This is a genomic window from Salmonella sp. 741265073_HBA (assembly GCF_046569105.1).
GTDB lineage: Bacteria > Pseudomonadota > Gammaproteobacteria > Enterobacterales > Enterobacteriaceae > Salmonella > Salmonella enterica.
This window is the reverse complement of sequence record NZ_JBKFRY010000026.1, coordinates 1-23,930: the sequence shown is the minus strand read 5'-3', so window position 1 is coordinate 23,930 and position 23,930 is coordinate 1. Positions and strand designations below refer to the sequence as shown.

At 52.7% G+C, this 23,930-nt stretch carries 22 protein-coding genes and 2 rRNA genes; 14 read left to right on the top strand and 10 right to left on the bottom strand.

Annotation, left to right across the window (positions count from 1 at the left end):
* The 4 genes from ACLD3P_RS21430 to ACLD3P_RS21415 form a co-directional block, all read left to right on the top strand.
* A 23S ribosomal RNA gene (locus ACLD3P_RS21430) occupies positions 1-2,444 on the top strand; the annotation flags it as partial.
* 197 nt (positions 2,445-2,641) lie between these two features.
* Positions 2,642-2,757, top strand: a 5S ribosomal RNA gene (gene rrf, locus ACLD3P_RS21425).
* A gap of 208 nt (positions 2,758-2,965) precedes the next feature.
* Positions 2,966-3,421: a DUF4385 domain-containing protein gene (locus ACLD3P_RS21420; RefSeq protein ID WP_000985653.1), complete on the top strand. Its 456-nt coding sequence runs from the start codon at positions 2,966-2,968 to the stop codon at positions 3,419-3,421.
* Positions 3,422-3,524: 103 nt separating this feature from the next.
* Complete coding sequence (locus ACLD3P_RS21415; RefSeq protein ID WP_000807818.1) at positions 3,525-4,826, top strand: MFS transporter; 1,302 nt, start codon at positions 3,525-3,527, stop codon at positions 4,824-4,826.
* On the opposite strand, the gene ACLD3P_RS21410 is transcribed toward ACLD3P_RS21415, so the two are convergent.
* The 5 genes from ACLD3P_RS21410 to trxC all read right to left on the bottom strand — a co-directional run bounded on the left by ACLD3P_RS21410 (position 4,823) and on the right by trxC (position 10,547).
* Complete coding sequence (locus ACLD3P_RS21410; protein ID WP_131046811.1) at positions 4,823-5,146, bottom strand: YfiM family lipoprotein; 324 nt, start codon at positions 5,144-5,146, stop codon at positions 4,823-4,825. The genes ACLD3P_RS21415 and ACLD3P_RS21410 overlap by 4 nt on opposite strands.
* Before the next feature lie 44 nt (positions 5,147-5,190).
* A complete protein-coding gene (gene pssA, locus ACLD3P_RS21405) occupies positions 5,191-6,546 on the bottom strand; it encodes a CDP-diacylglycerol--serine O-phosphatidyltransferase (protein ID WP_000949286.1) in 1,356 nt (451 codons plus the stop codon).
* Between the two features lie 114 nt (positions 6,547-6,660).
* Entirely contained in the window at positions 6,661-9,321 is a 2,661-nt protein-coding gene (gene pat / locus ACLD3P_RS21400) for a protein lysine acetyltransferase (RefSeq protein ID WP_024798060.1), read from the bottom strand.
* Positions 9,322-9,374: 53 nt separating this feature from the next.
* Positions 9,375-10,055, bottom strand: a complete 681-nt coding sequence (gene tapT / locus ACLD3P_RS21395; RefSeq protein ID WP_000183642.1) for a tRNA-uridine aminocarboxypropyltransferase — start codon at positions 10,053-10,055, stop codon at positions 9,375-9,377.
* 72 nt (positions 10,056-10,127) lie between these two features.
* Positions 10,128-10,547, bottom strand: coding sequence for a thioredoxin TrxC (trxC, locus tag ACLD3P_RS21390; RefSeq protein WP_001098732.1), 420 nt, complete (start codon positions 10,545-10,547; stop codon positions 10,128-10,130).
* A gap of 203 nt (positions 10,548-10,750) precedes the next feature.
* Here trxC and ACLD3P_RS21385 point away from each other — a divergent pair, with 203 nt between their 5' ends.
* Positions 10,751-11,788 carry a tRNA/rRNA methyltransferase gene (locus ACLD3P_RS21385; RefSeq protein ID WP_023233484.1) on the top strand — a complete coding sequence of 346 codons (1,038 nt, stop codon included), beginning with the start codon at positions 10,751-10,753 and terminating at the stop codon, positions 11,786-11,788.
* Positions 11,789-11,903: 115 nt separating this feature from the next.
* Here ACLD3P_RS21385 and ung read toward each other — a convergent pair whose 3' ends face one another.
* Positions 11,904-12,593, bottom strand: a complete 690-nt coding sequence (gene ung, locus ACLD3P_RS21380; RefSeq protein ID WP_076934879.1) for a uracil-DNA glycosylase — start codon at positions 12,591-12,593, stop codon at positions 11,904-11,906.
* Between the two features lie 318 nt (positions 12,594-12,911).
* Between ung and grcA the strand changes: the two genes are divergently transcribed.
* Positions 12,912-13,295: an autonomous glycyl radical cofactor GrcA gene (grcA, locus tag ACLD3P_RS21375; protein WP_000627811.1), complete on the top strand. Its 384-nt coding sequence runs from the start codon at positions 12,912-12,914 to the stop codon at positions 13,293-13,295.
* A gap of 61 nt (positions 13,296-13,356) precedes the next feature.
* Here grcA and eamB read toward each other — a convergent pair whose 3' ends face one another.
* On the bottom strand, positions 13,357-13,944 hold the full coding sequence (gene eamB, locus ACLD3P_RS21370) for a cysteine/O-acetylserine transporter (RefSeq protein WP_000188414.1): 588 nt from the start codon (positions 13,942-13,944) through the stop codon (positions 13,357-13,359).
* Between the two features lie 102 nt (positions 13,945-14,046).
* Between eamB and ACLD3P_RS21365 the strand changes: the two genes are divergently transcribed.
* Positions 14,047-14,946 carry a LysR family transcriptional regulator gene (locus tag ACLD3P_RS21365; RefSeq protein ID WP_001521114.1) on the top strand — a complete coding sequence of 300 codons (900 nt, stop codon included), beginning with the start codon at positions 14,047-14,049 and terminating at the stop codon, positions 14,944-14,946.
* A 17-nt stretch (positions 14,947-14,963) separates the two neighbouring features.
* Here the strand turns inward: ACLD3P_RS21365 and srmB are convergent, their stop codons facing one another.
* Positions 14,964-16,298, bottom strand: a complete 1,335-nt coding sequence (gene srmB / locus ACLD3P_RS21360) for an ATP-dependent RNA helicase SrmB (RefSeq protein WP_000219174.1) — start codon at positions 16,296-16,298, stop codon at positions 14,964-14,966.
* 129 nt (positions 16,299-16,427) lie between these two features.
* On the opposite strand from srmB, the gene trmN reads away from it, so the two are divergent.
* Positions 16,428-17,165, top strand: a complete 738-nt coding sequence (gene trmN / locus ACLD3P_RS21355) for a tRNA(1)(Val) (adenine(37)-N(6))-methyltransferase TrmN (RefSeq protein WP_131046810.1) — start codon at positions 16,428-16,430, stop codon at positions 17,163-17,165.
* Here the strand turns inward: trmN and nadB are convergent.
* Positions 17,150-18,772 (bottom strand): L-aspartate oxidase, encoded by a 1,623-nt coding sequence (gene nadB / locus ACLD3P_RS21350; RefSeq protein ID WP_000989187.1) that lies wholly within the window; start codon positions 18,770-18,772, stop codon positions 17,150-17,152. The genes trmN and nadB overlap by 16 nt on opposite strands.
* 263 nt (positions 18,773-19,035) lie before the next feature.
* Between nadB and rseD the strand changes: the two genes are divergently transcribed.
* The 6 genes from rseD (at position 19,036) to ACLD3P_RS21320 (ending at position 23,613) form a co-directional block, all read left to right on the top strand.
* Entirely contained in the window at positions 19,036-19,200 is a 165-nt protein-coding gene (gene rseD, locus ACLD3P_RS21345) for a rpoE leader peptide RseD (RefSeq protein WP_014344135.1), read from the top strand.
* The gene (gene rpoE, locus ACLD3P_RS21340) at positions 19,197-19,772 is read left to right on the top strand and encodes an RNA polymerase sigma factor RpoE (protein ID WP_000003307.1); all 576 of its coding nucleotides are present in this window, start codon (positions 19,197-19,199) and stop codon (positions 19,770-19,772) included. Before rseD ends, rpoE begins: the two co-directional genes overlap by 4 nt.
* A 31-nt stretch (positions 19,773-19,803) precedes the next feature.
* Positions 19,804-20,454 (top strand): anti-sigma-E factor RseA, encoded by a 651-nt coding sequence (gene rseA / locus ACLD3P_RS21335; protein ID WP_001168374.1) that lies wholly within the window; start codon positions 19,804-19,806, stop codon positions 20,452-20,454.
* Entirely contained in the window at positions 20,454-21,410 is a 957-nt protein-coding gene (gene rseB, locus ACLD3P_RS21330; protein ID WP_411006403.1) for a sigma-E factor regulatory protein RseB, read from the top strand. The genes rseA and rseB overlap by 1 nt, the downstream gene beginning before the upstream one ends.
* Complete coding sequence (rseC, locus tag ACLD3P_RS21325; protein WP_079963541.1) at positions 21,407-21,886, top strand: SoxR-reducing system protein RseC; 480 nt, start codon at positions 21,407-21,409, stop codon at positions 21,884-21,886. Before rseB ends, rseC begins: the two co-directional genes overlap by 4 nt.
* 497 nt (positions 21,887-22,383) lie before the next feature.
* Positions 22,384-23,613 carry a tyrosine-type recombinase/integrase gene (locus ACLD3P_RS21320; RefSeq protein WP_411006729.1) on the top strand — a complete coding sequence of 410 codons (1,230 nt, stop codon included), beginning with the start codon at positions 22,384-22,386 and terminating at the stop codon, positions 23,611-23,613.
* On the opposite strand, the gene xis is transcribed toward ACLD3P_RS21320, so the two are convergent.
* Positions 23,591-23,875: an excisionase Xis gene (gene xis, locus ACLD3P_RS21315; RefSeq protein ID WP_058112557.1), complete on the bottom strand. Its 285-nt coding sequence runs from the start codon at positions 23,873-23,875 to the stop codon at positions 23,591-23,593. The genes ACLD3P_RS21320 and xis overlap by 23 nt on opposite strands.
* Positions 23,876-23,930 lie beyond the last annotated feature (55 nt).

Sequence of the window (23,930 nt, the reverse complement as noted above, 5' to 3'; positions counted from 1 at the left end):
GGTGGGGTGACTGCGTACCTTTTGTATAATGGGTCAGCGACTTATATTCTGTAGCAAGGTTAACCGTATAGGGGAGCCGGAGGGAAACCGAGTCTTAATTGGGCGTTAAGTTGCAGGGTATAGACCCGAAACCCGGTGATCTAGCCATGGGCAGGTTGAAGGTTGGGTAACACTAACTGGAGGACCGAACCGACTAATGTTGAAAAATTAGCGGATGACCTGTGGCTGGGGGTGAAAGGCCAATCAAACCGGGAGATAGCTGGTTCTCCCCGAAAGCTATTTAGGTAGCGCCTCGTGAATTCATCTCCGGGGGTAGAGCACTGTTTCGGCTAGGGGGCCATCCCGGCTTACCAACCCGATGCAAACTGCGAATACCGGAGAATGTTATCACGGGAGACACACGGCGGGTGCTAACGTCCGTCGTGAAGAGGGAAACAACCCAGACCGCCAGCTAAGGTCCCAAAGTCATGGTTAAGTGGGAAACGATGTGGGAAGGCCCAGACAGCCAGGATGTTGGCTTAGAAGCAGCCATCATTTAAAGAAAGCGTAATAGCTCACTGGTCGAGTCGGCCTGCGCGGAAGATGTAACGGGGCTAAACCATGCACCGAAGCTGCGGCAGCGAACGTATCACCCAAGACAACTTTACGGAGTTGACGATTGACGGAGCGAAGCGACGTCAAAGCGTTCATTAAAGTCGAGTTGGCTTAGGGATACGTTCGTTGGGTAGGGGAGCGTTCTGTAAGCCTGCGAAGGTGGCCTGTGAGGGTTGCTGGAGGTATCAGAAGTGCGAATGCTGACATAAGTAACGATAAAGCGGGTGAAAAGCCCGCTCGCCGGAAGACCAAGGGTTCCTGTCCAACGTTAATCGGGGCAGGGTGAGTCGACCCCTAAGGCGAGGCCGAAAGGCGTAGTCGATGGGAAACGGGTTAATATTCCCGTACTTGGTGTTACTGCGAAGGGGGGACGGAGAAGGCTATGTTGGCCGGGCGACGGTTGTCCCGGTTTAAGCGTGTAGGTGTGTGTTCCAGGTAAATCCGGTTCACTTTAACACTGAGGCGTGACGACGAGGCACTACGGTGCTGAAGCAACAAATGCCCTGCTTCCAGGAAAAGCCTCTAAGCATCAGGTAACATCAAATCGTACCCCAAACCGACACAGGTGGTCAGGTAGAGAATACCAAGGCGCTTGAGAGAACTCGGGTGAAGGAACTAGGCAAAATGGTGCCGTAACTTCGGGAGAAGGCACGCTGACACGTAGGTGAAGTGATTTACTCACGGAGCTGAAGTCAGTCGAAGATACCAGCTGGCTGCAACTGTTTATTAAAAACACAGCACTGTGCAAACACGAAAGTGGACGTATACGGTGTGACGCCTGCCCGGTGCCGGAAGGTTAATTGATGGGGTCAGCGCAAGCGAAGCTCCTGATCGAAGCCCCGGTAAACGGCGGCCGTAACTATAACGGTCCTAAGGTAGCGAAATTCCTTGTCGGGTAAGTTCCGACCTGCACGAATGGCGTAATGATGGCCAGGCTGTCTCCACCCGAGACTCAGTGAAATTGAACTCGCTGTGAAGATGCAGTGTACCCGCGGCAAGACGGAAAGACCCCGTGAACCTTTACTATAGCTTGACACTGAACATTGAGCCTTGATGTGTAGGATAGGTGGGAGGCTTTGAAGTGTGGACGCCAGTCTGCATGGAGCCGACCTTGAAATACCACCCTTTAATGTTTGATGTTCTAACGTGGACCCGTAATCCGGGTTGCGGACAGTGTCTGGTGGGTAGTTTGACTGGGGCGGTCTCCTCCTAAAGAGTAACGGAGGAGCACGAAGGTTGGCTAATCCTGGTCGGACATCAGGAGGTTAGTGCAATGGCATAAGCCAGCTTGACTGCGAGCGTGACGGCGCGAGCAGGTGCGAAAGCAGGTCATAGTGATCCGGTGGTTCTGAATGGAAGGGCCATCGCTCAACGGATAAAAGGTACTCCGGGGATAACAGGCTGATACCGCCCAAGAGTTCATATCGACGGCGGTGTTTGGCACCTCGATGTCGGCTCATCACATCCTGGGGCTGAAGTAGGTCCCAAGGGTATGGCTGTTCGCCATTTAAAGTGGTACGCGAGCTGGGTTTAGAACGTCGTGAGACAGTTCGGTCCCTATCTGCCGTGGGCGCTGGAGAACTGAGGGGGGCTGCTCCTAGTACGAGAGGACCGGAGTGGACGCATCACTGGTGTTCGGGTTGTCATGCCAATGGCACTGCCCGGTAGCTAAATGCGGAAGAGATAAGTGCTGAAAGCATCTAAGCACGAAACTTGCCCCGAGATGAGTTCTCCCTGAGACTTTAGGTCTCCTGAAGGAACGTTGAAGACGACGACGTTGATAGGCCGGGTGTGTAAGCGCAGCGATGCGTTGAGCTAACCGGTACTAATGAACCGTGAGGCTTAACCTTACAACGCCGAAGATGTTTTGGCGGATGAGAAGACGATTTTCAGCAGTGATTCCGGATTTTCGGGAACGAAAGATTTTACGCTGAGGCAAGGCGGCAAATGAAGGAAAGGAAGGAGCATACAGAAGTATGTGACTGACTTTACGAATGCAGCCAACGCAGCATCGGTGTAAAAGATTCGTTTCTGGCAACAGAATTTGCCTGGCGGCACTAGCGCGGTGGTCCCACCTGACCCCATGCCGAACTCAGAAGTGAAACGCCGTAGCGCCGATGGTAGTGTGGGGTCTCCCCATGCGAGAGTAGGGAACTGCCAGGCATCAAATAAAACGAAGGGCCCTGTCGGAAGACAGGGCCTTTTGTTTTTGTCTGTTTCTGCCGGATGGCGGCTCCGCCTTATCCGGCCTACAGGAATTATCCCGCCTACGAAGCTGCTGCTCTTGTAGAACTGATAAGAGCACAACCCACCCAATCGTTAACGATGAACTATCCTTTACACGTGCTTATATAAGCAGTGAGGATTTTCATTGGCTATCAAACCTTTTAACTACCAGCAAGACTTTTCCAGCATTGACTTCCGCCAGCAGCCTGAATTGTATCAGGTTGGACGAGGAGAGCAGGGGGTGCTACTGGTTGAACCCTACAAAAGCGAAATTCTTCCTTTCTGGCGCTATAAAGATGAAGCATCGGCGATGAAATCCGCAGAACAGATCTACCAGTTGTTCGAAGCTTACCGGCAGCAGGATGATTTCGTTGGTATGGACATGGCGCGTAAATTTATTCAGATGGGATACACCCGCGCCAGGCGATACGCTAACTATAAAGGCGGTAAAAAGTATGCAGAAGACGGCAGCCTGAATACACGGGGTAATGATCCTATTAAGGCCGCGGCGGCAACGGTTTTCAAAGGTTGGTGGGATAAAATTCGTCAGGACGAAGACTATCTGAAACGGAAACGCCAGCATCAGGCACGGTGGGGATAAAAATTAGCAAACAAATAATTAACACTTTATTTACTTTTTGGTCTCGCGTAATCTGAATCTCCAAAATAAAAGGCCGATTAAGCCTGGCAACAAGGAGAACAGTATGGCAGAAATTATTCAGCGTATAGATAAAAACAACGCTGAGGCTCCGGAGATGCGGCGACGCATATGGGCTATCGTGGGGGCCTCTTCCGGAAACTTAGTGGAATGGTTTGATTTCTACGTCTACTCTTTCTGCTCGCTCTATTTTGCACATATCTTCTTTCCTTCTGGTAATACCACTACTCAGCTTTTGCAAACGGCAGGCGTCTTTGCCGCCGGTTTTTTAATGCGGCCTATCGGTGGTTGGCTGTTTGGACGCATTGCCGATCGACGCGGGCGCAAAGCCTCAATGTTGATTTCGGTGTGCATGATGTGCATGGGGTCGCTGGTGATTGCCTGCTTACCTGGTTACGATACCATCGGCACCTGGGCACCGGCGCTGCTACTTATTGCAAGGTTATTTCAGGGGCTCTCGGTAGGGGGAGAGTATGGGACCAGCGCGACATATATGAGTGAAGTTGCGCTTGAAGGCCGTAAGGGATTTTTCGCCTCGTTTCAGTACGTTACGCTTATCGGCGGCCAACTACTGGCATTGCTGGTCGTTGTGATTTTGCAGCAGGTTCTGGAGGATGCTGAGCTTCGTGCCTGGGGATGGCGTATTCCCTTTGCGTTGGGCGCCGTGCTGGCGGTTGTGGCATTATGGCTGCGTCGCCAGCTGGATGAAACCTCGAAGCATGAGACTCGCGCGTTAAAAGAAGCCGGTTCGTTGAAAGGTTTGTGGCGTAATCGCAAAGCCTTTTTGATGGTGCTTGGTTTCACCGCGGCAGGCTCGCTGTGCTTTTATACTTTCACCACCTATATGCAGAAATATCTGGTAAATACAGCAGGTATGCATGCCAATGTCGCCAGCGGCATTATGACGGTCGCGCTGTGTGTTTTCATGTTGGTGCAGCCGTTATTCGGCGCGTTATCCGATAAGATTGGTAGGCGCACCTCTATGCTATGTTTTGGCGCGCTCGCGACGCTTTTCACCGTTCCAATTCTCTCCGCGTTGCAGAATGTGACGTCGCCTTATGCCGCATTTGCTTTAGTGATGTGCGCGCTATTGATTGTGAGTTTCTATACCTCGATTAGCGGGATCCTGAAAGCGGAGATGTTTCCGGCGCAGGTTCGCGCCCTGGGCGTCGGTTTATCTTACGCGGTAGCAAATGCGTTATTTGGCGGCTCTGCGGAATATGTCGCGCTGTCGCTAAAGTCTGTCGGTATGGAGAGTTCGTTCTTCTGGTATGTTACCGCGATGGCCGTTCTGGCTTTCCTGGTTTCGCTGATGTTGCACCGTAAAGGAAAGGGCTTACGCCTTTAGTATCGCGCCATTTGCCAGATAGCGTAACCGGTTGTCGCGCCAGCGACATCCCAGACAAAATCTTTCCAGCTCCAGCCGCTGCCTTCCGGGCGGCTGTCCCAGAGTTCTTTTGAGGCTCCGAGACTCAAAGAAAACATCAGCCCTATCGCTGCGCTGCGGTCAGGGCTTACTCCCTGGTGACGCGCATACTCATTACCGGCTGCCGATAGCATCGCTGATGCCATAAAATGCTGGGCTTTACCCTGACCGCTCCAGCGGTCGTTAGCCAGATGGCTGCACCCGGAGAGAAACAACACCGTAAAAGGAATCAACACGCGCACCAGTTCACTCCTAAGAGAAAACCCCGTACAGGACGGGGCTTCGATTACAGGATACGGCTAATTAATCTGTCGATGCGGATCCGGCGCAGACGGCGAATCAATTTACGCACTTTTATCGGATAGTCGGCAATGCTCTGCAGGTCACGATAATGTTTTACGATGGTTGTGTGCGTTCGGATAAGTTCCAGCTCTTTTTCCCGCTGAGGGGCAAGCTCTTGCTTAGGATCGTGGATCAGAATGGCGTTTTCCAGATCCAGACGCCAGGCGCGAGGATTCAGGTTGTTGCCGGTGAGTAGCATCCATTTATCATCTACCCACATCCCTTTCAGATGATAGGTATTGTCGTCATCTTTCCACAGACGCACCACAAGCTGATCGGTATTGACGTAATACTGTAAACGGCTCAGGAAGCGGCGCAGGTTAATCTCATAGAGATAGGGCAGCGCGCCAATGATCTTGAACGGTTCATCTTCCGGAATGTAAAAATCATTCGCGGTTTTATCGCCAACAATGATTTCGACTTTCTTTCCGTCGCGCAGTAGCTGAATAATATTCCGCACCAGTACCGCTGGTAGATTGAAGTAAGGGGTACAAATGGTGAGCTTATGCTCCGCACAGGGCATGAGATGGAAAATGGTTTTGTTCAGCAGACTGGATTTTCCAAGCCCGACCAGCGGCGTAACGGAGAGCTGCTCGTCATTAGCGTCACCCTGAAAATGATATGACGCATCACGCAGCTCCTGACGGTATAAGCGGATATCGTTTTTAATCTCCGGGCTTTTCGGACGCTGGGTATTATCCAGACGATTCACACCACGGCCATTCATCAGATTTTGCGTCACCCAGTCAAACATGATGTCTGCCATTTGCCGATTGCGAATCAGCTGGTAGCGATCGTAGCGATATTTGTCATGCTGATGGAGATAGACATCGTTCAGGCTGGCGCCGCTGTACAGGACGCTATCATCAATGATAAAGCCTTTAAAATGCAGTACGCCAAGCGCTTCTCGCGTATTAATCGGTACGCCGTAAACCGGGACATCAATGCCGGGGTTTTCCTGCGCCAGTCGGCAATACCAGTCTGCATTGGTATTCGAGGCTGCTGCGCCAATGCGCCCGCGTTGCGCGCGATGCCAGTCGACCAGCACCCTCACGTCCAGTTCAGGACGCTGCCGTTTAGCCGCATAGAGCGCGTCGAGTATACCTTTACCCCCATCGTCCTGTTCCAGATACAGGGCAACGATACAAATACGCTGCGTCGCGCTGGCGATTTTCTCCAGCAGTGTCTCCCGAAAAGTAGCAGGAGTATAAAAGAAATCTACATCATCAACTGACTGAGAAATCTTAGGGAGTTGGGCAAGGTGTTGTTGATGTTTATTACGCTTAAATTTTGACAACATCACAGTGCATTTCTTCTCTGTTCATTGAAGGGTCCTCTGTGCTATGCAGACGACATAAGCGAGCAATAATAACATCAGTACCCGTTAAAGTGGTCAACATTTCCAGTACATTACTCACGATTCATCACATTTGGCCAGATTCAGCGTCAATCCCACGATGCCCTCTTCGAGCTGAATATCGACCTGAAATCCCAGTTTTCTGGCCAGCGCGACCATGCCGCGATTGTTTGGCATCGTAATACCGTTCAGCCGCTTCAATCCGTGATCGCGAGTATAGGCAATCAATTTCTCCATTAAACGGCGTCCTAAACCCAACCCTTTGAGATCTGAACGCACCAATACGGCAAATTCGGCATCTACGTTGTCAGGATCGGAGATCGCGCGCGTTACGCCGAGGATCTCTTCAGCGTTGTCCATCCGCCTCACGGCCACAAAGGCCATTTCTCGATCGTAGTCGATCTGCGTCATGTTGGCTAAATCTTCATGGGTGAATTCGTTGATCTCGCTGAAATAACGGTAGTAAAGATCCTCTTTGGTGACCTGGGCGATGAATTGTCGCAGTTGGGGCTCATCTTCCGGCAGGATCGGACGGAACAGGCAGCGATCGCCGTTTTTCATCTCCACCCACTCTTCAAGCTGGTGGGGATAGGGGCGTACCGCAAGTCGACTTTCGTTATCGCCATCAAACGGGGCAATATCCAGCGTCACATCCAGCGCGGTAAACTCACTGGCGGAAGCCAGCAGCGGATGGATATCCAGACGCTGAATTTCCGGGCAGTCGACAATCAGGTTTGAAACCTGGACCAGCAATTGGCTTAAACCGACAATATCCAGCGGACGCAGCGCGCTACGGGCGCGAATTTTCCGCTGTTTAATGCCCTGAATCACCAGATAGCGCGCCAGATTCATGTTGAGCGGCGGCAGCGCGACGACCGCCTGCTCTTCCGGACGCCACTCTACGCCGCCTTCACCCAACATAATCAAAGGACCAAACACCGGATCGTGCTCGACCACCACTCGAAGCTCCTGCGCGCCGGCGCGGTTAGCCATGCTTTGTACCAGCAAACCGTGAATCCGCGCCTGCGGCCAGGCCATCTTTACACGATCGAAAATGGCGTTCGCGGCCTGTTGTACCTCGCTTGCGGTCCGCAGGTAAAGCATGACCCCCTGAACTTCAGATTTATGCGGAATGTCGGGCGAGCGCAGCTTGAGAGCTACCGGATAGCCTATCTGTTCGGCGATATGCACCGCTTCAGCGCTGTCGCTGGCAATCCAGGTTGGGAGCGTATGCAGCCCATAGGCGTGTAAAATCGGCTGTACTTCATGGGTATCCAGTGAGGTGGCGCCTTCCGCAATCGCCCGCTGTAACAGATTATGCGCCTCAGCGGTATTGGACGTCAGGTTACTCGGCAGCGCTGGCGTTTCCCGCAGTTGCTTCTGGTTACGCCGGTATTCCACCATATGCATAAACGCGGTAATCGTGCCTTCCGGCGTGCGGTAGGTTGGTAATCCGGCTTCGCTGAATAGCCGTCTTGCCTCCTGAGACGAGAACTCGCCGCACCAGTTTGTCAGCAGCGTAACAAACTTGCCTCTGGGGTGGCGCTTAATCGTCTCGATCAGAGCATGAGCGCTTTCCGTACCCGGCGCGGCAGCGCTGGGAGAGTGGATAACCATAAGCGCGTCAAAATCCTGACTGGCGAGCAGGATATCCAGTGTTTTGACGTAATGTTCGCTGCTGGCGTCATCACACAGATCCAGCGGATTGGCAATATCAATGTGCGCGGGAAGCGACTGCCGTAGTTGCAGGCAGGTCTCTTCGCTCAACGTCGCCAGCTTGCCGTTACGCGACCACAACTCATCTAACGCCAGCGCGGCAGGCGCGGCGCCATTGCTGATGATCATCAGTCTGTCGCCGCGTAGCGGACGCATATGGCTCAGTGTTTCGACGGCGGAAAAAAGCTCGTGCGTATCCTGGACTCGCAGCAGGCCTGCGCGCTGGATGGCCGCATCCCACGCAGGGTCCATTCCCGCGCTGGTATTAAGTAAACGCTGGGCTGCCGGGCTTCGGCCGCTTTTAATCACCAGAATCGGTTTGTTACGTGAAGCGCTACGGGCGGCGGAAACAAAACGGCGGGCGTCGCTTAACTGTTCCAGATAGAGCAAAATCGCGCTGGTCTTGCTGTCGCGCGCCAGATAGTCCAGTAGTTCATCGACATCAATATCCAGGCTATCGCCCAGCGCGATAAAGTAGGAAAAGCCCATTTCACGCTGTTGCGCCCAGTCAAGAATGGTATTGGACACGGCGGCAGACTGGGAAATAAAAGCGAGCTTGCCCTGTTTAATCGGGACGGGAGAAAAGCTGGCATTCAGCCCTTGCCACGGCGCGAGGAGCCCAAGACTGTTTGGACCCAGCAGACGCATTTTATAATGCCGGGCACAGGCAAGAAGTTCTTCATGTTGCGACGTGGGAGCAGAAAGGATAATGCACGTTTTACACCCTTTCGCGCCAAGCGCGTCCAGTAACGCCAGGTTACGGCTGGCGTTAGTGCATAAAATAGCCAGATCGGGGGTGAAAGGAAGACTGGCGATATCCGGCCAGGCCATGACGCCTAAAACGGCTTTCCAGGCGGGCGTCACGGGAAGGACGGGGCCATTGAATCCGCCAGCCAACAAGTTACGCATCATCAGGTAACCCGCGCGGTGGGGCTTCATTGATGCGCCAATCACCGCGATCGATTTTGGTCGCAGTAGCGCTTCCAGTCCTTGCTGGCTCATACCGGTTTCCCTTACACAGAAGTGACCGGATAATTTTAAACGCTTTCGCTATTTTATGCTGTGACGTTTCCCGGATGTTGCGTTTTTCCTGCCAGATAGCGCGTTTTAAAACGGGTAAAATGTTCACCTAAACTGGTTGCCGCCTCGGTATCTCCCGCCAGATCTAACAACGCTATGGCGACTTCGGCGGTACAATATTGCCCTTCGGCATGGATTTCACGCAGACGATAAGCTGAAAGACGCGATAAATCGACGGAAATGACCGGCAGATGATCCAGATAAGGGCTTTTACGAAACATTTTACGTGCTTCGGGCCAGGTGCCGTCCAGCATGATAAACAGCGGCGGTTTCCCGGCGGGCGGGGTGGAAATGACCTCGCGCGCTTCGCCGGCGTAGGACGCAGGAAAAACCACTATCGGCTGATAATCCGGATGCTGTACCAGCTCCAGCAACGCCTGCGGCGGCTCGGTACGCGACCACTGAAACGCCGCGGTATCCGGCAAAATATCGGCTATCAGTCGGCCGGTATTGCTGGGTTTCATCGGTTCAGTGTCAAACATGACCAGACAAAAACGGCTTTTCGCCTGAGAAGGCGTTAACGTATCACACAGGCAAGATTTTAGCGGCAGCAGGCAGCGTTGACAGCGGCGAACCCGATTGCCTCTGGCAAGAAAAGGGCGTGTAGCGCGCGCAAGCCGTTCGGCGCGTAACTGAAGGACAGCGTTATTGGTCATAGAAAGCGTTTGCGGAGAAAAACGCTATTGTGGCAGAGGTGAAAACGGGGCACAAGATGCGCCCCGTGGCGTTTACAGCGCTTCGTTCAGCCAGCTGTCGAAAGGCGCTTTAGGCACTGCGCCATTAAGCATATCGACCACCTGCCCATGTTTAAAAATCATAATCGTCGGGATGCTGCGGATACCGAAACGGGCGCTGAGTTCCCGTTCCGCCTCGGTATTCACTTTGACGAAACGGACTTTACCGCTGCGCTCTTCTGCGACATCCTCGAAGATTGGCGCAAAGTTACGGCAAGGGCCGCACCAGGGTGCCCAAAAGTCGATCACCACTGGAAGATCGTCCTTCAACAGTTTGTCCAGCGTTTCGCCGGTCGCATTAATGACTTCTCCGTCAAACAACTCATGACCGCAGCGTCCACATTTTGCCGCGTCCTGAAGCCGATCGTCGGGGATGCGGTTAATGGCCTGACAATGGGTACAAACGGTGTTCATAGCTAACCTCTGAATACGTCGGAAGACGTCCCGCTACGCGCGGGATGTTTCTATAATGTTACATATTATCGAGGAGTCTGTGCTAAACAACAATGTGTTTTATTCAATGAGTACAATAGTCGCAAGCTTTTAAACGAAATCATGGCTAACCGGATGCACATCGGGTAATCTTCGCGCTTCGCGCAGCGCTGGTGGAGAAAAGCATGAACGATGAATTAAAAAACAAAAGCGGCAAAGTCAAAGTGATGTATGTCCGTAGTGATGATGACTCTGATAAACGCACCCATAACCCGCGTACCGGGAAAGGGGGAGGCCGCCCAGCAAAGTCTCGCACTGACGGTGGACGTCGCCCCGCCCGTGATGAGCGAAATAATCAGAGCCGTGACCGTAAACATGAAACTTCGCCGTGGCGCACTGTGTCCCGCGCGCCAGGCGATGAAACGCCTGAGAAAGTCGATCATGGTGGTATTAGCGGTAAAAGTTTTATCGACCCTGAAGTTTTGCGTCGCCAGCGTGCGGAAGAGACGCGCGTCTACGGCGAAAATGCCTGCCAGGCGCTATTCCAGAGCCGTCCTGACGCCATCGTGCGCGCATGGTTTATCCAAAGCGTGACCCCGCGTTTTAAAGAGGCGCTGCGCTGGATGGCGGCGAATCGTAAAGCCTACCATGTGGTGGATGAAGCCGAACTGGCAAAAGCTTCCGGGACTGAGCACCACGGCGGCGTGTGTTTCCTGATTAAAAAGCGTAACGGTACGACCGTTAAGCAATGGGTAAAGCAGGCGGCGGATCAAGACTGCGTGCTGGCGTTGGAAGATGTCGCTAACCCGCATAATCTGGGCGGCATGATGCGTAGCTGCGCGCACTTCGGCGTGAAAGGCGTGGTGGTACAGGATGCGGCGTTGCTGGAGTCCGGCGCGGCGATTCGTACCGCGGAAGGCGGGGCGGAACATGTCCAGCCAATCACTGGTGAAAGCATTGTTGACGTACTGGATGATTTTCGTCAGGCGGGGTACACCGTGGTGACGACGTCCAGCGAACGCGGTCAGGCGCTCTTTAGTACGACCCTGCCGGAAAAGATGGTGCTGGTCTTAGGCCGTGAATATGACTTCCTGCCGGAAGCGGCGCGCGAACCCGACGATCTGTGTGTGAAAATTAACGGCACGGGGAACGTGGAAAGCCTGAATGTGTCGGTTGCGACAGGCGTGCTGCTCGCCGAGTGGTGGCGACAGAATAAAGCGTAAGGGCTACAGCCCGGTGACGCAACGCGCGCCGGGCCAATGATGTACTTCCTGCCGCCCGGTCAGACAAGGCGCTTTCGCGCCGTTATCCGGGCGATAAAACGGCGAGTCGCCAACGTTATTCACTCTCAGCCGGTAATACTGGCGTCCAGTCGATAGTTTTCTCGCCGTGTTGTTCCAGCCATTGGTTCGTTAGCGCAAAATGGTTACAGCCAAAAAATCCGCGGTGCGCAGAGAGTGGCGAGGGATGCGGAGCTTTCAGAATATGGTGGCGCTGTGGATCAATAATCGCGCCTTTCTTCTGGGCGTGCGAGCCCCACAGCAGGAAGACGACCCCTTCGCGGTGTTGGTTAATCAGGCTTATCACTTTATCCGTAAAGGTTTCCCACCCCAGGCTGGCATGAGAGTGCGCCTGGCCTGCCCGTACCGTGAGCACCGTATTCAGTAACAGTACGCCCTGGCGCGCCCAGCTTTCCAGATAACCGTGCGCGGGGCGAACAAAGCCGGGAATGGAGGCTTCCAGCTCTTTGTACATATTCACTAATGACGGCGGGGGAGCGATCCCAGGACGCACGGAAAACGCCAGACCATGTGCCTGGCCGGGGCCGTGGTAAGGATCTTGTCCCAGGATCACCACCTTAACGTCGCCCAGTTCCGTGAAGCGAAAGGCGTTAAACACATCTTTTTGCGGCGGGTAGACCATGATACCCGACTGACGCTCGCCAGCAACAGTGTGAAGCGTATTGATAAAGTAAGGTTGCTGTTTCTCATCAGCCAGCACATCGTGCCAGGTTAACTCAGTCGCCATCTCGCTCTCCTGCGAATTTCCAGTTCCCTTAGCTTAACTGCTTCTTTCTGCAGTGCAAAATCCTGCGTGCTACAAAAACGGTTACCTACAAAAGATAGTTGAAAATTTATGTAAAAAGTTTATAGGTCTGAATGGTGTAAGTTGATGTAAAACAATAAATTCCCTTCATCACCCTTTTTATGGTGTGGTTTTTATTGATTTAAATCAAAGAATGAAGGGTGATCGAAGGGTATATATACACTCAAGCAACAATGGTTTTACCAATTGGCCGGGATTAGGCCGACCGAAATCAAATAATTTTGCCTGGGGAGGCATCACATGATTACAGGTATCCAGATTACTAAAGCCGCTAACGACGACCTGCTGAATTCCTTCTGGCTGCTGGACAGCGAAAAAGGCGAAGCGCGCTGCATCGTTGCAAAATCCGGCTTTGCTGAAGATGAAGTTGTGGCTGTCAGCAAACTGGGCGAGATCGAATACCGTGAAATTCCGATGGAAGTTAAACCGGAAGTACGCGTTGAAGGCGGTCAGCATCTGAACGTTAACGTTCTGCGTCGTGAAACGCTGGAAGACGCGGTTAAGCATCCGGAAAAATACCCGCAGCTGACTATTCGTGTTTCTGGTTATGCGGTGCGTTTTAACTCCCTGACGCCGGAACAGCAGCGCGACGTTATCGCTCGTACCTTTACCGAAAGCCTGTAAGGCTTATCCGGTAATAACAAGCGGAAGAGGCCGGGCCTTTTCCGCTTTTGTTTTATTTGGGTCAGTAAAAAATCCGCACCGCGCAGTACACCAGCAGTAACGCCAGAATGATATTTAACTGGCGACCATAATGGCGAAACGCCCGCTGAAACAGATGTCCCGCCAGCGCCCAACACACATTACCGAACGTGCCGATCAATGCCAGCAATATACTGACGCCGATGACCCAATTCAGCGCCTGCGTTTGCGGTAAAACAAATGTAGACAGAGCGGTAATGCCGTACAGAATAATTTTGACGTTCACAAACTGCAGGCCAAAGCTTACCCAAAAGCCAACCGGTTTTGGTCTGGCATTCTCATCTGCCGCTGGACTGGTGGCAATTTTCCACGCCAGCCACAGGATATACGCAGCCCCCACCCAACTGAGTAAATGAATGATTGCCGGATCGATAACCGCAAGGGAAAACGCGATCCCGGCGCACAGCAGCATGACGACCAAAAATCCCAGACTCATACCTGCCAGTACACGAATACTCTGCCGAAAACCATGTGCAGTTGCTGCGCTAAGCGCGAGAATATTGTTTGGGCCGGGGGTAAGGGCGGTGATTAATGTATAAGTCCAGAAAGCGCTTAAAAGCATCGGTGTCACTTGTCATCTCCTCTGCTTTAGCAGACAGTACCCGATATGAAATATTTAAAAAAATGAATGTTTTTTAATTCTGAATTCGAGATTTTCGATAGGTTGGTGGTTATGGATCTGCGTCGGTTTATTACGCTGAAAACGGTAGTGGAAGAGGGCTCGTTTCTGCGGGCTTCGCAAAAGCTGTGCTGTACTCAGTCGACGGTAACTTTTCATATTCAACAGCTTGAACGTGAGTTTTCCCTGCAACTGTTCGAGAAAATAGGGCGCCGAATGTGCCTGACCAATGAGGGGAAAAAGCTGATGCCGCATATCCATGAACTGACGCGAGTGATGGAGTCGATTCGTGAAGCCGCAAGACAGGATGCGGAACCCGGCGGAGAGCTGCGCGTGGCGACAGGTGAAACCTTACTGGCGTACAAAATGCCGCAGGTTTTACAACGATTTAAGCTGCGAGCGCCGAATGTCAGATTGTCGCTACAATCGCTGAATTGCTATGTGATACGTGATGCGTTGCTGAATGACGAGGTCGATCTGGGCGTTTTTTATCGCGTAGGTAATGATGACGCGCTCACGATGCAGCAACTGGGGGAGCAGTCGCTGGCGCTGGTGGCCTCTCCACTGCTACAGGATGCTGATTTTACGCAGCCAGATCAGCATATTCCCTGTAGCTTCATCATCAATGAACCGCAATGTGTCTTCCGCCAGCTATTTGAAAGTACGCTACGGCAGAGGCGGATTACGCTGGAAAACACCATTGAACTGTGGAGTATTGAAAGCATTAAACAGTGTGTGGCTGCTAACCTGGGCATCAGCTTTTTACCACGTTTTGCCGTTGAACGAGAACTTAGTACCGGTCAGTTGAAAGAGCTGCCGTTTGGCGCGCCGTCGCTATCGATCATGGCGCTGTGCGCCCATCATGCCGGGAAAGCGGTCAGCCCGGCAATGCAGATATTTATGCAGTGTATGGAGGCGTGTTTTACCGTGGAAGATAAAAAAATGCCGGGTTAACGAACCCGGCAGTATCATCACTCTTCGCTGGATTGCTCCTGCATTTTCGTACCGCTTGGCTTGCGGCGCTTACCGATATTTTTTGTATCGCGGTGACGTTTCTTCACGCGCGGCTTCTCTTTTTCTTTCTCTTTTTTCTTCTCGGCGCGTTTCGCCAGCACTTTTTTCGACGGTTTGCCGGTCAGCTTTTCGCTGGGCGCACGCGTGGTCGGGCGAAGCTCATCAATGACGCGCGCTTTTAGCGGCTCTTCGATGTAGCGACCGATTTTCAGCAGCAACAGATGGTCGTGGGCTTCTACCAGCGAGATTGCAGTGCCTTTGCGACCCGCACGGCCTGTACGACCAATGCGATGCAGATAGGTATCGCCACTGCGCGGCATGTCGAAGTTAATGACGTGGCTGACGTCAGGAATATCAATCCCGCGTGCCGCGACGTCGGTCGCGACCAGGACGTTAACGCGACCGTCGGTGAGACGCTTAATACCTTCGTTACGTTTGATCTGCGCCATCTCACCTTCAAGATAGCAATTGTTGATCCCTGCCAGACGCAGCGTTTCAGCCAGTTCATGGACTCGTTCACGTTTACGTACAAACACGATAGAACGGGTTGCATCGTCTTGTTTTAGCAGGTGCTTCAACAGCGCAACTTTATGTTCGAAATTGTCGGCACGGTAGTACCACTGGTGAATTTTCTTACGCTCGCGGGTTGACGGATTGGCGGAAACCTCAACCGGGTCTTCCAGCAGACGCTCGGCAAAATCTTTAATCGCATCGCCTTCCAGCGTGGCGGAGAACAGCATCGTCTGTTTACGCCAGCGGGTCTCACCAGCGATATGTTCAATGTCCTGAGCGAAGCCCATGTCGAGCATCCGGTCAGCTTCGTCAAGGATCAGTGTTTCAACCGCCCGGCAGTCAAAGTTCTCTTCTTTTATATATTGCAGCAGACGGCCCGTCGTGGCGACCACGATATCCTGGTTTTCGCTAAACACTTCAGCATGGTTCATATAGGCCACGCCGCCGGTAATCGTGGCGATATCCAGATGAGTATGCTTAGCCAGTTCACGAGCGTGATCGGCAACCTGCATTGCCAGTTCGCGGGTTGGCGTCAGGATCAGAATGCGCGGCGGCCCCGATTTTTTACGCGGAAAGTCGAGCAGGTGCTGCAACGCCGGCAGCAGATATGCCGCCGTTTTACCGGTGCCTGTCGGCGCAGAACCGAGTACATCACGGCCATCGAGCGCAGGCGGAATGGCGGCAGCCTGAATGGCGGTCGGGCGAGTGAAACCTTTATCCTGGAGGGCATCCAGCAGGCTTTCGTCGAGTTCAAGTTCGGAAAAAGTCGTTACAGTCATGTTCTACCTCTGTGTGGGGCGCTGATTATAGACGTTACGGCCGCAATCTTCATCTGTTTGTATGGATATCCCTTCTCAGGTATTGTTTTCACTCGGCGCTGTCGCCGTTTTTTGCAAGGTTGTTTTTACATGTCTCAGTCTGGCTCCGTTCTTCGTCGTAACGGATTTACGTTTAAACAGTTTTTCATCGCACACGATCGGTGTGCGATGAAAGTGGGAACTGACGGTATTTTACTTGGGGCGTGGGCGCCGGTCGCGGATGTAAAGCGAATTCTGGATATCGGTACTGGAAGCGGTCTGCTGGCGTTAATGCTGGCGCAGCGGACGGATGACAATGTGCCTATTGACGCCGTGGAACTGGATGTCGGGGCTGCCATGCAAGCGCAGGAAAACGTGGCTCACTCTCCCTGGCCGCATCGAATAACGGTGCATACTGACGATATTCAGCGTTGGGCGCCTCGCCAGACGGTACGCTTTGATCTTATTATCAGCAACCCGCCTTATTACGAACCCGGTGTGGAATGCGCCACGCCGCAGCGGGAGCAGGCGCGTTACACCGCTACGCTGGATCACCAGACGTTATTGGCTATTGCGGCGGATTGTATTACCGAAGATGGCTTTTTTTGCGTAGTCTTGCCGGAACAAATAGGTAACGCTTTTACGCAGCAAGCGCTCAACATGGGATGGCATTTGCGATTACGTACTGACGTTGCGGAAAACGAAGCGCGCTTGCCGCACCGGGTTTTGCTCGCATTCTCCCCGCAAGCCGGGGAGTGCTTTAGCGACAGATTAGTGATTCGCGGGTCAGACCAGCATTATTCTGAAAGTTATACGGCGCTGACCCAGGCATTTTATCTGTTTATGTGAGGCGTTAACGGCGAAAGGATCGATGGGCCTGATTCAGCCAGTTGTTGCGGATAATCCAGCGTAAAGTGCAGCCCCCGGCTCTCTTTACGCATCATCGCGCAACGTACAATCAGTTCGGCCACTTGCACCAGATTGCGCAGCTCCAGCAAATTATTCGAGACGCGAAAGTTGGCGTAATATTCGTCAATCTCTTGTTGCAACATAGTAATACGCCGTAGGGCGCGCTCCAGCCGTTTCGTCGTGCGCACAATGCCCACATAGTCCCACATCAGCAGGCGTAGTTCATGCCAGTTATGCTGAATCACCACCCGCTCATCGGCGTTCTCCACGCGGCTTTCATCCCAGGCGGGAAGGACGTCAACGCTGTGGACAGAAGGCATTCGCCTGTCGATATCCATTGCTGCGGACCAGCCGTACACTAAGCATTCCAGCAACGAGTTGGACGCCATACGGTTAGCGCCGTGCAGGCCGGTGTAACTGACTTCGCCAATGGCATATAAGCCGTCTACATCGGTACGACCATAATCATCGACGACCACGCCGCCGCAGGTATAGTGCGCGGCAGGAACAACGGGAATCGGTTCTTTGGTTAAATCCATCCCCAAATCGAGCAGTTTCGCATAGATCATCGGGAAGTGCTGGCGGACAAAATCGTCAGGCTTGTGGCTGATATCGAGAAACATACAGTCTGCGCCGAGTCGTTTCATCTCATGGTCAATGGCGCGGGCGACAATATCGCGCGGCGCCAGTTCCCCGCGTTCGTCAACGTCCGGCATAAACCGTGAACCGTCCGGACGTTTAAGGTATGCGCCTTCGCCGCGCAGCGCTTCGGTAAGGAGAAAATTACGCGCCTGCGGGTGATAAAGGGCGGTGGGATGAAACTGGTTAAATTCCAGATTAGCGACCCGACAGCCCGCGCGCCAGGCCATCGCGATACCGTCGCCGGAGGAAATATCCGGGTTAGTGGTATATTGATACACCTTTGAGGCGCCGCCGGTCGCCAGCACCACCGACTTCGCATGACAGGTTTCAACCCACTCTTTATTGCGATTCCAGATCCAGGCGCCGACGACCCGGCGAGGCCCCGGCAGACCCATTTTATCGGAAATAATTAAATCAACGGCGTTGCTGCGTTCCAGCACCTGAATATTAGGATGATTTTGTGCCCGACTGACCAACGTGGTTTCGACTTCCTTTCCGGTAGCGTCGGCGGCATGAAGGATACGGCGATGGCTATGGCCGCCTTCACGCGTGAGATGATAGCTCTCCTTGCCGTTTGGCTGGACATGCGTATCAAACAGGACGCCCTGATCGATAAGCCACTGCACGCAGGTACGAGCGTTGCTGGCGACAAACTCCACCGCGTGGCGATCGCAAATTCCGGCACCGGCAATTAGCGTATCTTCGACATGCGACGCAATACTGTCGGTTTCATCAAACACGGCGGCAATACCGCCCTGCGCATAAAACGTGGAGCCCTCGCTCACCGGCCCTTTACTCAGGACGATAACCTTATGCTTTTCAGCCAGACGCAGCGCCAGCGAGAGTCCGGCCGCGCCGCTGCCGATAATTAACACATCACAGGACAGTTCAGGAGTTGTCATCATGGTTCTTGTTTAATTTACTAAACATGGTTGCGGCAGATTAGCACTATATGGCGCTAAAAAGCACGTAATGATTTCGCTGGTGTTGTGCTTATTAAACATAAAATAAAAATACGGCGAGAGATAAACGGCAAAAAATATTTTGTAGGGCAGGGTGTTAGCGTCGGATTTTGTAGTGAAATAAAGATGCTGTTAGGTTACTCTGCAAACGACGAAATGGGCATTTCTGTACAGATAGTGCGTTGTTCAGCATCTGTAGACTTATAATGGAAGATAAGACCTGTCTACAACATGACAAACAAAAACAAATGCGTAACGGAACTTTACGAAACATAGACACTCTAACCTGTTGCTTGCTCATAGTGCGGCTTATGGAGTGGCGTTTCGAAAGCGCGTGGAAATTTGGTTTGGGGAGACATTACCTCGGATGAGCGAGCAGTTAACGGACCAGGTCCTGGTTGAACGGGTCCAGAAGGGAGATCAGAAAGCCTTTAACTTACTGGTAGTGCGCTACCAGCATAAAGTGGCGAGTCTGGTTTCCCGCTATGTGCCATCGGGCGACGTTCCCGATGTCGTACAGGAATCATTTATTAAGGCCTATCGCGCGCTGGATTCTTTCCGGGGGGATAGCGCTTTTTATACCTGGTTGTATCGCATTGCGGTCAATACCGCGAAGAACTACCTGGTTGCGCAGGGGCGTCGTCCGCCTTCCAGTGATGTAGACGCGATTGAAGCAGAAAACTTTGAAAGCGGCGGCGCGCTGAAAGAAATTTCGAACCCTGAGAACTTAATGTTGTCAGAAGAACTGAGACAGATAGTTTTCCGAACTATTGAGTCCCTCCCGGAAGATTTACGTATGGCAATCACCTTACGGGAGCTGGATGGCCTGAGCTATGAAGAGATAGCGGCTATCATGGATTGTCCGGTGGGGACGGTGCGTTCACGTATCTTCCGGGCGCGGGAAGCTATTGATAATAAAGTTCAACCGCTTATCAGGCGTTGACGATAGCGGGATACTGGAAAAGGTATTAGGCATGCAGAAAGAAAAACTTTCCGCTTTGATGGATGGCGAAACGTTGGATAGTGAGCTGCTCAAAGCGCTTACGCACGACCCGGAAATGCAGAAAACCTGGGAGAGTTATCACCTGATCCGCGATTCAATGCGGGGGGATACGCCTGACGTTCTCCATTTCGATATATCCGCTCGCGTGATGGCCGCTATTGAAAACGAGCCAGTACGTCAGGTGTCGCCATTAATCCCTGAGGCCCAACCCGCTCCGCAGCAATGGCAGAAAATGCCGTTCTGGAAAAAAGTGCGTCCGTGGGCGGCGCAGCTTACCCAAATGGGCGTGGCGGCGTGCGTTTCACTTGCAGTTATCGTCGGTGTCCAGCACTATAATGGGCAATCTGAAACATCCCAACAACCTGAAACGCCGGTTTTCAATACCCTGCCTATGATGGGGAAAGCCAGCCCGGTAAGTCTGGGAGTGCCTTCTGAAGCAGCGCCTGTCGGCAGTCAGCAACAGCAGGTACAGGAGCAGCGTCGTCGCATTAATGCCATGTTGCAGGACTATGAACTGCAGCGCCGACTGCACTCCGAACAGCTTCAGTTTGAGCAGGCGCAAACCCAGCAAGCCGCGGTACAGGTGCCAGGAATCCAAACTTTAGGAACGCAATCGCAGTAATGAAGCAACTTTGGTTTGCCATGTCCCTTGTGGCGGCTAGCCTGTTCTTCTCAGCAAACGCCTCGGCCGACCCTGCGTCCGGGGCGTTATTGCAGCAGATGAACATCGCCAGTCAGTCACTGAATTACGAGCTGTCATTCGTCAGCATCACGAAACAAGGCGTTGAATCTCTGCGTTATCGACACGCACGCCTGGATAGTCGCCCGCTTGCGCAATTGCTACAGTTGGACGGTCCCCGCCGGGAGGTCGTACAGCGTGGTAATGAAATCAGTTATTTTGAACCGGGCCTTGAGCCGTTCACCCTGAACGGTGATTATATTGTCGATTCTCTGCCTTCCCTGATTTACACCGATTTCGAGCGTCTGGCGCCTTACTACGACTTTATTTCCGTCGGACGCACCCGTATCGCAGACAGATTGTGCGAAGTTATCCGCGTTGTGGCGCGCGATGGTACGCGTTACAGCTATATCGTCTGGATGGACATGGATACCAAACTGCCGATGCGCGTTGATCTGCTGGATCGCGATGGCGAGACGCTGGAGCAGTTCCGCGTTATTGCGTTCACGGTGAGTCAGGATATCGGCAGCAACATGCAGGCGCTGGCGAAGGCGAATCTGCCGCCGCTGCTTTCTGTTCCCGGTGGCGAAAAAACGAAATTTAACTGGAGTCCATCCTGGGTGCCGCAAGGCTTTAGCGAAGTTTCCAGCAGCCGTCGTCCGTTGCCGACGATGGATAACCTGCCTATCGAATCGCGGCTTTATTCTGACGGTCTGTTTAGCTTTTCCGTCAATGTGAACCGGGCGACGCAAAACAGCAGCGATCAGATGCTGCGCACCGGGCGCCGAACGGTTTATAGCAGCGTTCGCGACAACGCGGAAATCACCATTGTCGGCGAGCTTCCGCCGCAAACGGCGAAGCGCATTGCCGACAGTATCAAATTCAGGGCAGTACAATGATTAAAGAGTGGGCAACCGTTATCTCCTGGCAGAATGGTCAGGCGGTGGTGAGCTGCGACGTTAAAGCGTCATGCAGTAGCTGCGCCTCCCGTGCGGGATGCGGCAGTCGCGTGCTGAATAAATTAGGGCCGCAAACCACGCATACCATTGTTGTGCCAAGCGCGGAGCCGCTGACGCCGGGGCAGAAAGTCGAGTTGGGCATCGCCGAAAAAAGCCTTTTAGGTTCGGCGTTGCTGGTCTATATGTCGCCTTTAGCGGGGCTATTTCTTTGTGCGGCGCTTTTTCAGATGCTGTTTGGATCTGACCTTGCCGCATTAAGCGGGGCCGTGTTGGGCGGCGTGGGCGGTTTTCTGGTTGCCCGCGGCTATTCCCGAAAACTGGCGGAGCGCGACGCCTGGCAGCCGGTGATTTTAAACGTTGCCCTCCCGCCGGACCTTGTTCGCGTCGAAACTACCTCAATCGAAACGCGCCAGTAAACGTTTTGCCCAACGGTACACCTGCCGCGTTGGGTTGTTGTCCCGATAAGCATGCGCTTTTCCTGCGTTGCGGTGTTTTACAGGAAAAAAGCGAGGCGTTTTCCAGTTCCCGTTCTCCTTACACTATGAACATTTCCTCGCCTTAGCGTTGTAGTGTAGAATGCGGCGTTTCAGTTAAAACAGACGTTAAGCTCAGAACAGCGACCTCTAAAGTCTGGTCAACCAGGCGTAAGGCATAATAATTTATCTCTATGAAGAACATACGTAACTTTTCGATCATTGCTCACATCGATAATTGATACCCCGCCACCCTCCGCAAACCTACGACAAAATCCTCTCAAGATCCCCGCAAAATAAGCGCTCACAAAAATGATACTGGTTGCATGTACAGTCAACCTACGACATCATGAGTCATGGTTTTTGTGTCCACCAGTGCGTCCATATCCTATGATGGACACAGAATCTTCCGTTCTGATGGACACATGCAGGAATAAATCATGGCTATTTCAGATAGTTATCTAAAGTCGTGCCTCGGGCGCGAACGCGATAAAGTTGAAGAGAAGGCAGACCGGGACGGTCTGTGGGTGCGCATTTCCAAAAAGGGCGCCGTCACTTTTTTCTACCGATTCCGTTTCCTGGGTAAGCAGGACAAGATGACGATCGGCAGTTACCCGGCATTCGGGTTGAAGGCCGCGCGCGAAGAGGTAACTAAGTGGGCCGCCATTCTTGCCCGTGGAGAAAATCCGCGGATCAGGCAAGGCCTCGATAAAGCTCAAATCAACAGCCAGTACACATTCGAGGAACTTTTCAGAGAATGGCATGCGATGGTATGCGTTCAGAAAGAAACATCCGATCAAATACTGCGTTCGTTTGAGCTGCATGTATTCCCTAAGCTGGGTAAGTATCCGGCGCATCAGTTGACGCTGCACAACTGGCTTACAGTTCTGGACCGACTGGCGCAGGGATACACTGAGATCACCCGGCGAGTAATTAGTAACGGTCGGCAGTGCTACTCATGGGCAGTGAAGCGCCAGTTGCTTGAGGTTAACCCACTTTCTGAAATGTCCGGTCGTGATTTTGGTATTCAGAAGAAAATGGGGGAGAGAACACTGGATCGCAAAGAAATTGCGATTGTCTGGCGAGCTATTGAGGATTCCCGCCTTATTGAGCGAAACAAGATCCTTTATAAATTGTCTCTGATATGGGCGTGCAGGGTCGGTGAACTCCGTCAGGCTGAAGTTTCGCATTTCGATTTTGAGGAGGGCGTCTGGACCGTACCGTGGGAAAATCATAAAACGGGACGGAAAAGTAAGAAGCCGATAATCCGCCCGATCATCCCTGAAATGCTCCCGCTGATACAACGAGCCATTGAGTTGGCGCCGGGCCGTTTTGTTTTCTCAAAATATGCAGACAAGCCGATGAGCGAAGGCTTTCATATGAGCATCAGCAGCAACCTTGTTAAGTTCATGCTGAAGGCTTATAACGAGCAGGTTCCGCACTTTACGATCCATGATCTACGCAGAACTGCGCGAACGAATTTCTCCGAGCTGACTGAACCACATATTGCTGAGATGATGCTCGGGCACAAACTGCCTGGAGTGTGGTCGGTGTACGACAAATACACCTATATCGAAGAAATGAGAGAAGCTTATAGTAAATGGTGGGCCCGACTGATGAGCATCATCGAGCCCGATGTTCTGGAGTTCACGCCACGTCAGACCGGATGAGTCGACCTTTGTTGTCACGGAGCAGATTCAGATGCGACATTGGACGGCGTGTTGGTCGTGACATTTCCCTGACCTGCCACTCATTGACTTTGGTTTTAAGCCATTTGTTGGAGCCACCCATATATGAACAGTCAGGCTCCGGGAATGGGTTGTTGTCGCTTGGTCGCTTACGGTAACGCTCCAGCGTCCTGGAAGAAATCCTGAGCTGGCAGCAAATTTCGCGGGTGCTCATCAATTCAAAGTCTCTAATTTTTTTGCTCATCGTTTTCTCCAGTGGCCCCGCAGCGGGCCATCGCTAATATTCAGTTTGCCTGTGC

Bases quoted from the DNA above. Each gene is read 5' to 3' on its own strand.
- grcA (WP_000627811.1), top strand. From the start codon at position 12,912: ATGATTACAGGTATCCAGATTACTAAAGCCGCTAACGACGACCTGCTG.
- trxC (WP_001098732.1), bottom strand. From the start codon at position 10,547: ATGAACACCGTTTGTACCCATTGTCAGGCCATTAACCGCATCCCCGAC.
- rseC (WP_079963541.1), top strand. From the start codon at position 21,407: ATGATTAAAGAGTGGGCAACCGTTATCTCCTGGCAGAATGGTCAGGCG.
- rseD (WP_014344135.1), top strand. From the start codon at position 19,036: ATGGAAGATAAGACCTGTCTACAACATGACAAACAAAAACAAATGCGT.
- ACLD3P_RS21320 (WP_411006729.1), top strand. From the start codon at position 22,384: ATGGCTATTTCAGATAGTTATCTAAAGTCGTGCCTCGGGCGCGAACGC.
- rseB (WP_411006403.1), top strand. From the start codon at position 20,454: ATGAAGCAACTTTGGTTTGCCATGTCCCTTGTGGCGGCTAGCCTGTTC.
- ung (WP_076934879.1), bottom strand. From the start codon at position 12,593: ATGGCGACTGAGTTAACCTGGCACGATGTGCTGGCTGATGAGAAACAG.
- ACLD3P_RS21365 (WP_001521114.1), top strand. From the start codon at position 14,047: ATGGATCTGCGTCGGTTTATTACGCTGAAAACGGTAGTGGAAGAGGGC.
- ACLD3P_RS21415 (WP_000807818.1), top strand. From the start codon at position 3,525: ATGGCAGAAATTATTCAGCGTATAGATAAAAACAACGCTGAGGCTCCG.
- xis (WP_058112557.1), bottom strand. From the start codon at position 23,875: ATGAGCAAAAAAATTAGAGACTTTGAATTGATGAGCACCCGCGAAATT.
- pat (WP_024798060.1), bottom strand. From the start codon at position 9,321: ATGAGCCAGCAAGGACTGGAAGCGCTACTGCGACCAAAATCGATCGCG.
- trmN (WP_131046810.1), top strand. From the start codon at position 16,428: ATGTCTCAGTCTGGCTCCGTTCTTCGTCGTAACGGATTTACGTTTAAA.
- ACLD3P_RS21385 (WP_023233484.1), top strand. From the start codon at position 10,751: ATGAACGATGAATTAAAAAACAAAAGCGGCAAAGTCAAAGTGATGTAT.
- rseA (WP_001168374.1), top strand. From the start codon at position 19,804: ATGCAGAAAGAAAAACTTTCCGCTTTGATGGATGGCGAAACGTTGGAT.
- srmB (WP_000219174.1), bottom strand. From the start codon at position 16,298: ATGACTGTAACGACTTTTTCCGAACTTGAACTCGACGAAAGCCTGCTG.
- pssA (WP_000949286.1), bottom strand. From the start codon at position 6,546: ATGTTGTCAAAATTTAAGCGTAATAAACATCAACAACACCTTGCCCAA.
- nadB (WP_000989187.1), bottom strand. From the start codon at position 18,772: ATGATGACAACTCCTGAACTGTCCTGTGATGTGTTAATTATCGGCAGC.
- tapT (WP_000183642.1), bottom strand. From the start codon at position 10,055: ATGACCAATAACGCTGTCCTTCAGTTACGCGCCGAACGGCTTGCGCGC.
- rpoE (WP_000003307.1), top strand. From the start codon at position 19,197: ATGAGCGAGCAGTTAACGGACCAGGTCCTGGTTGAACGGGTCCAGAAG.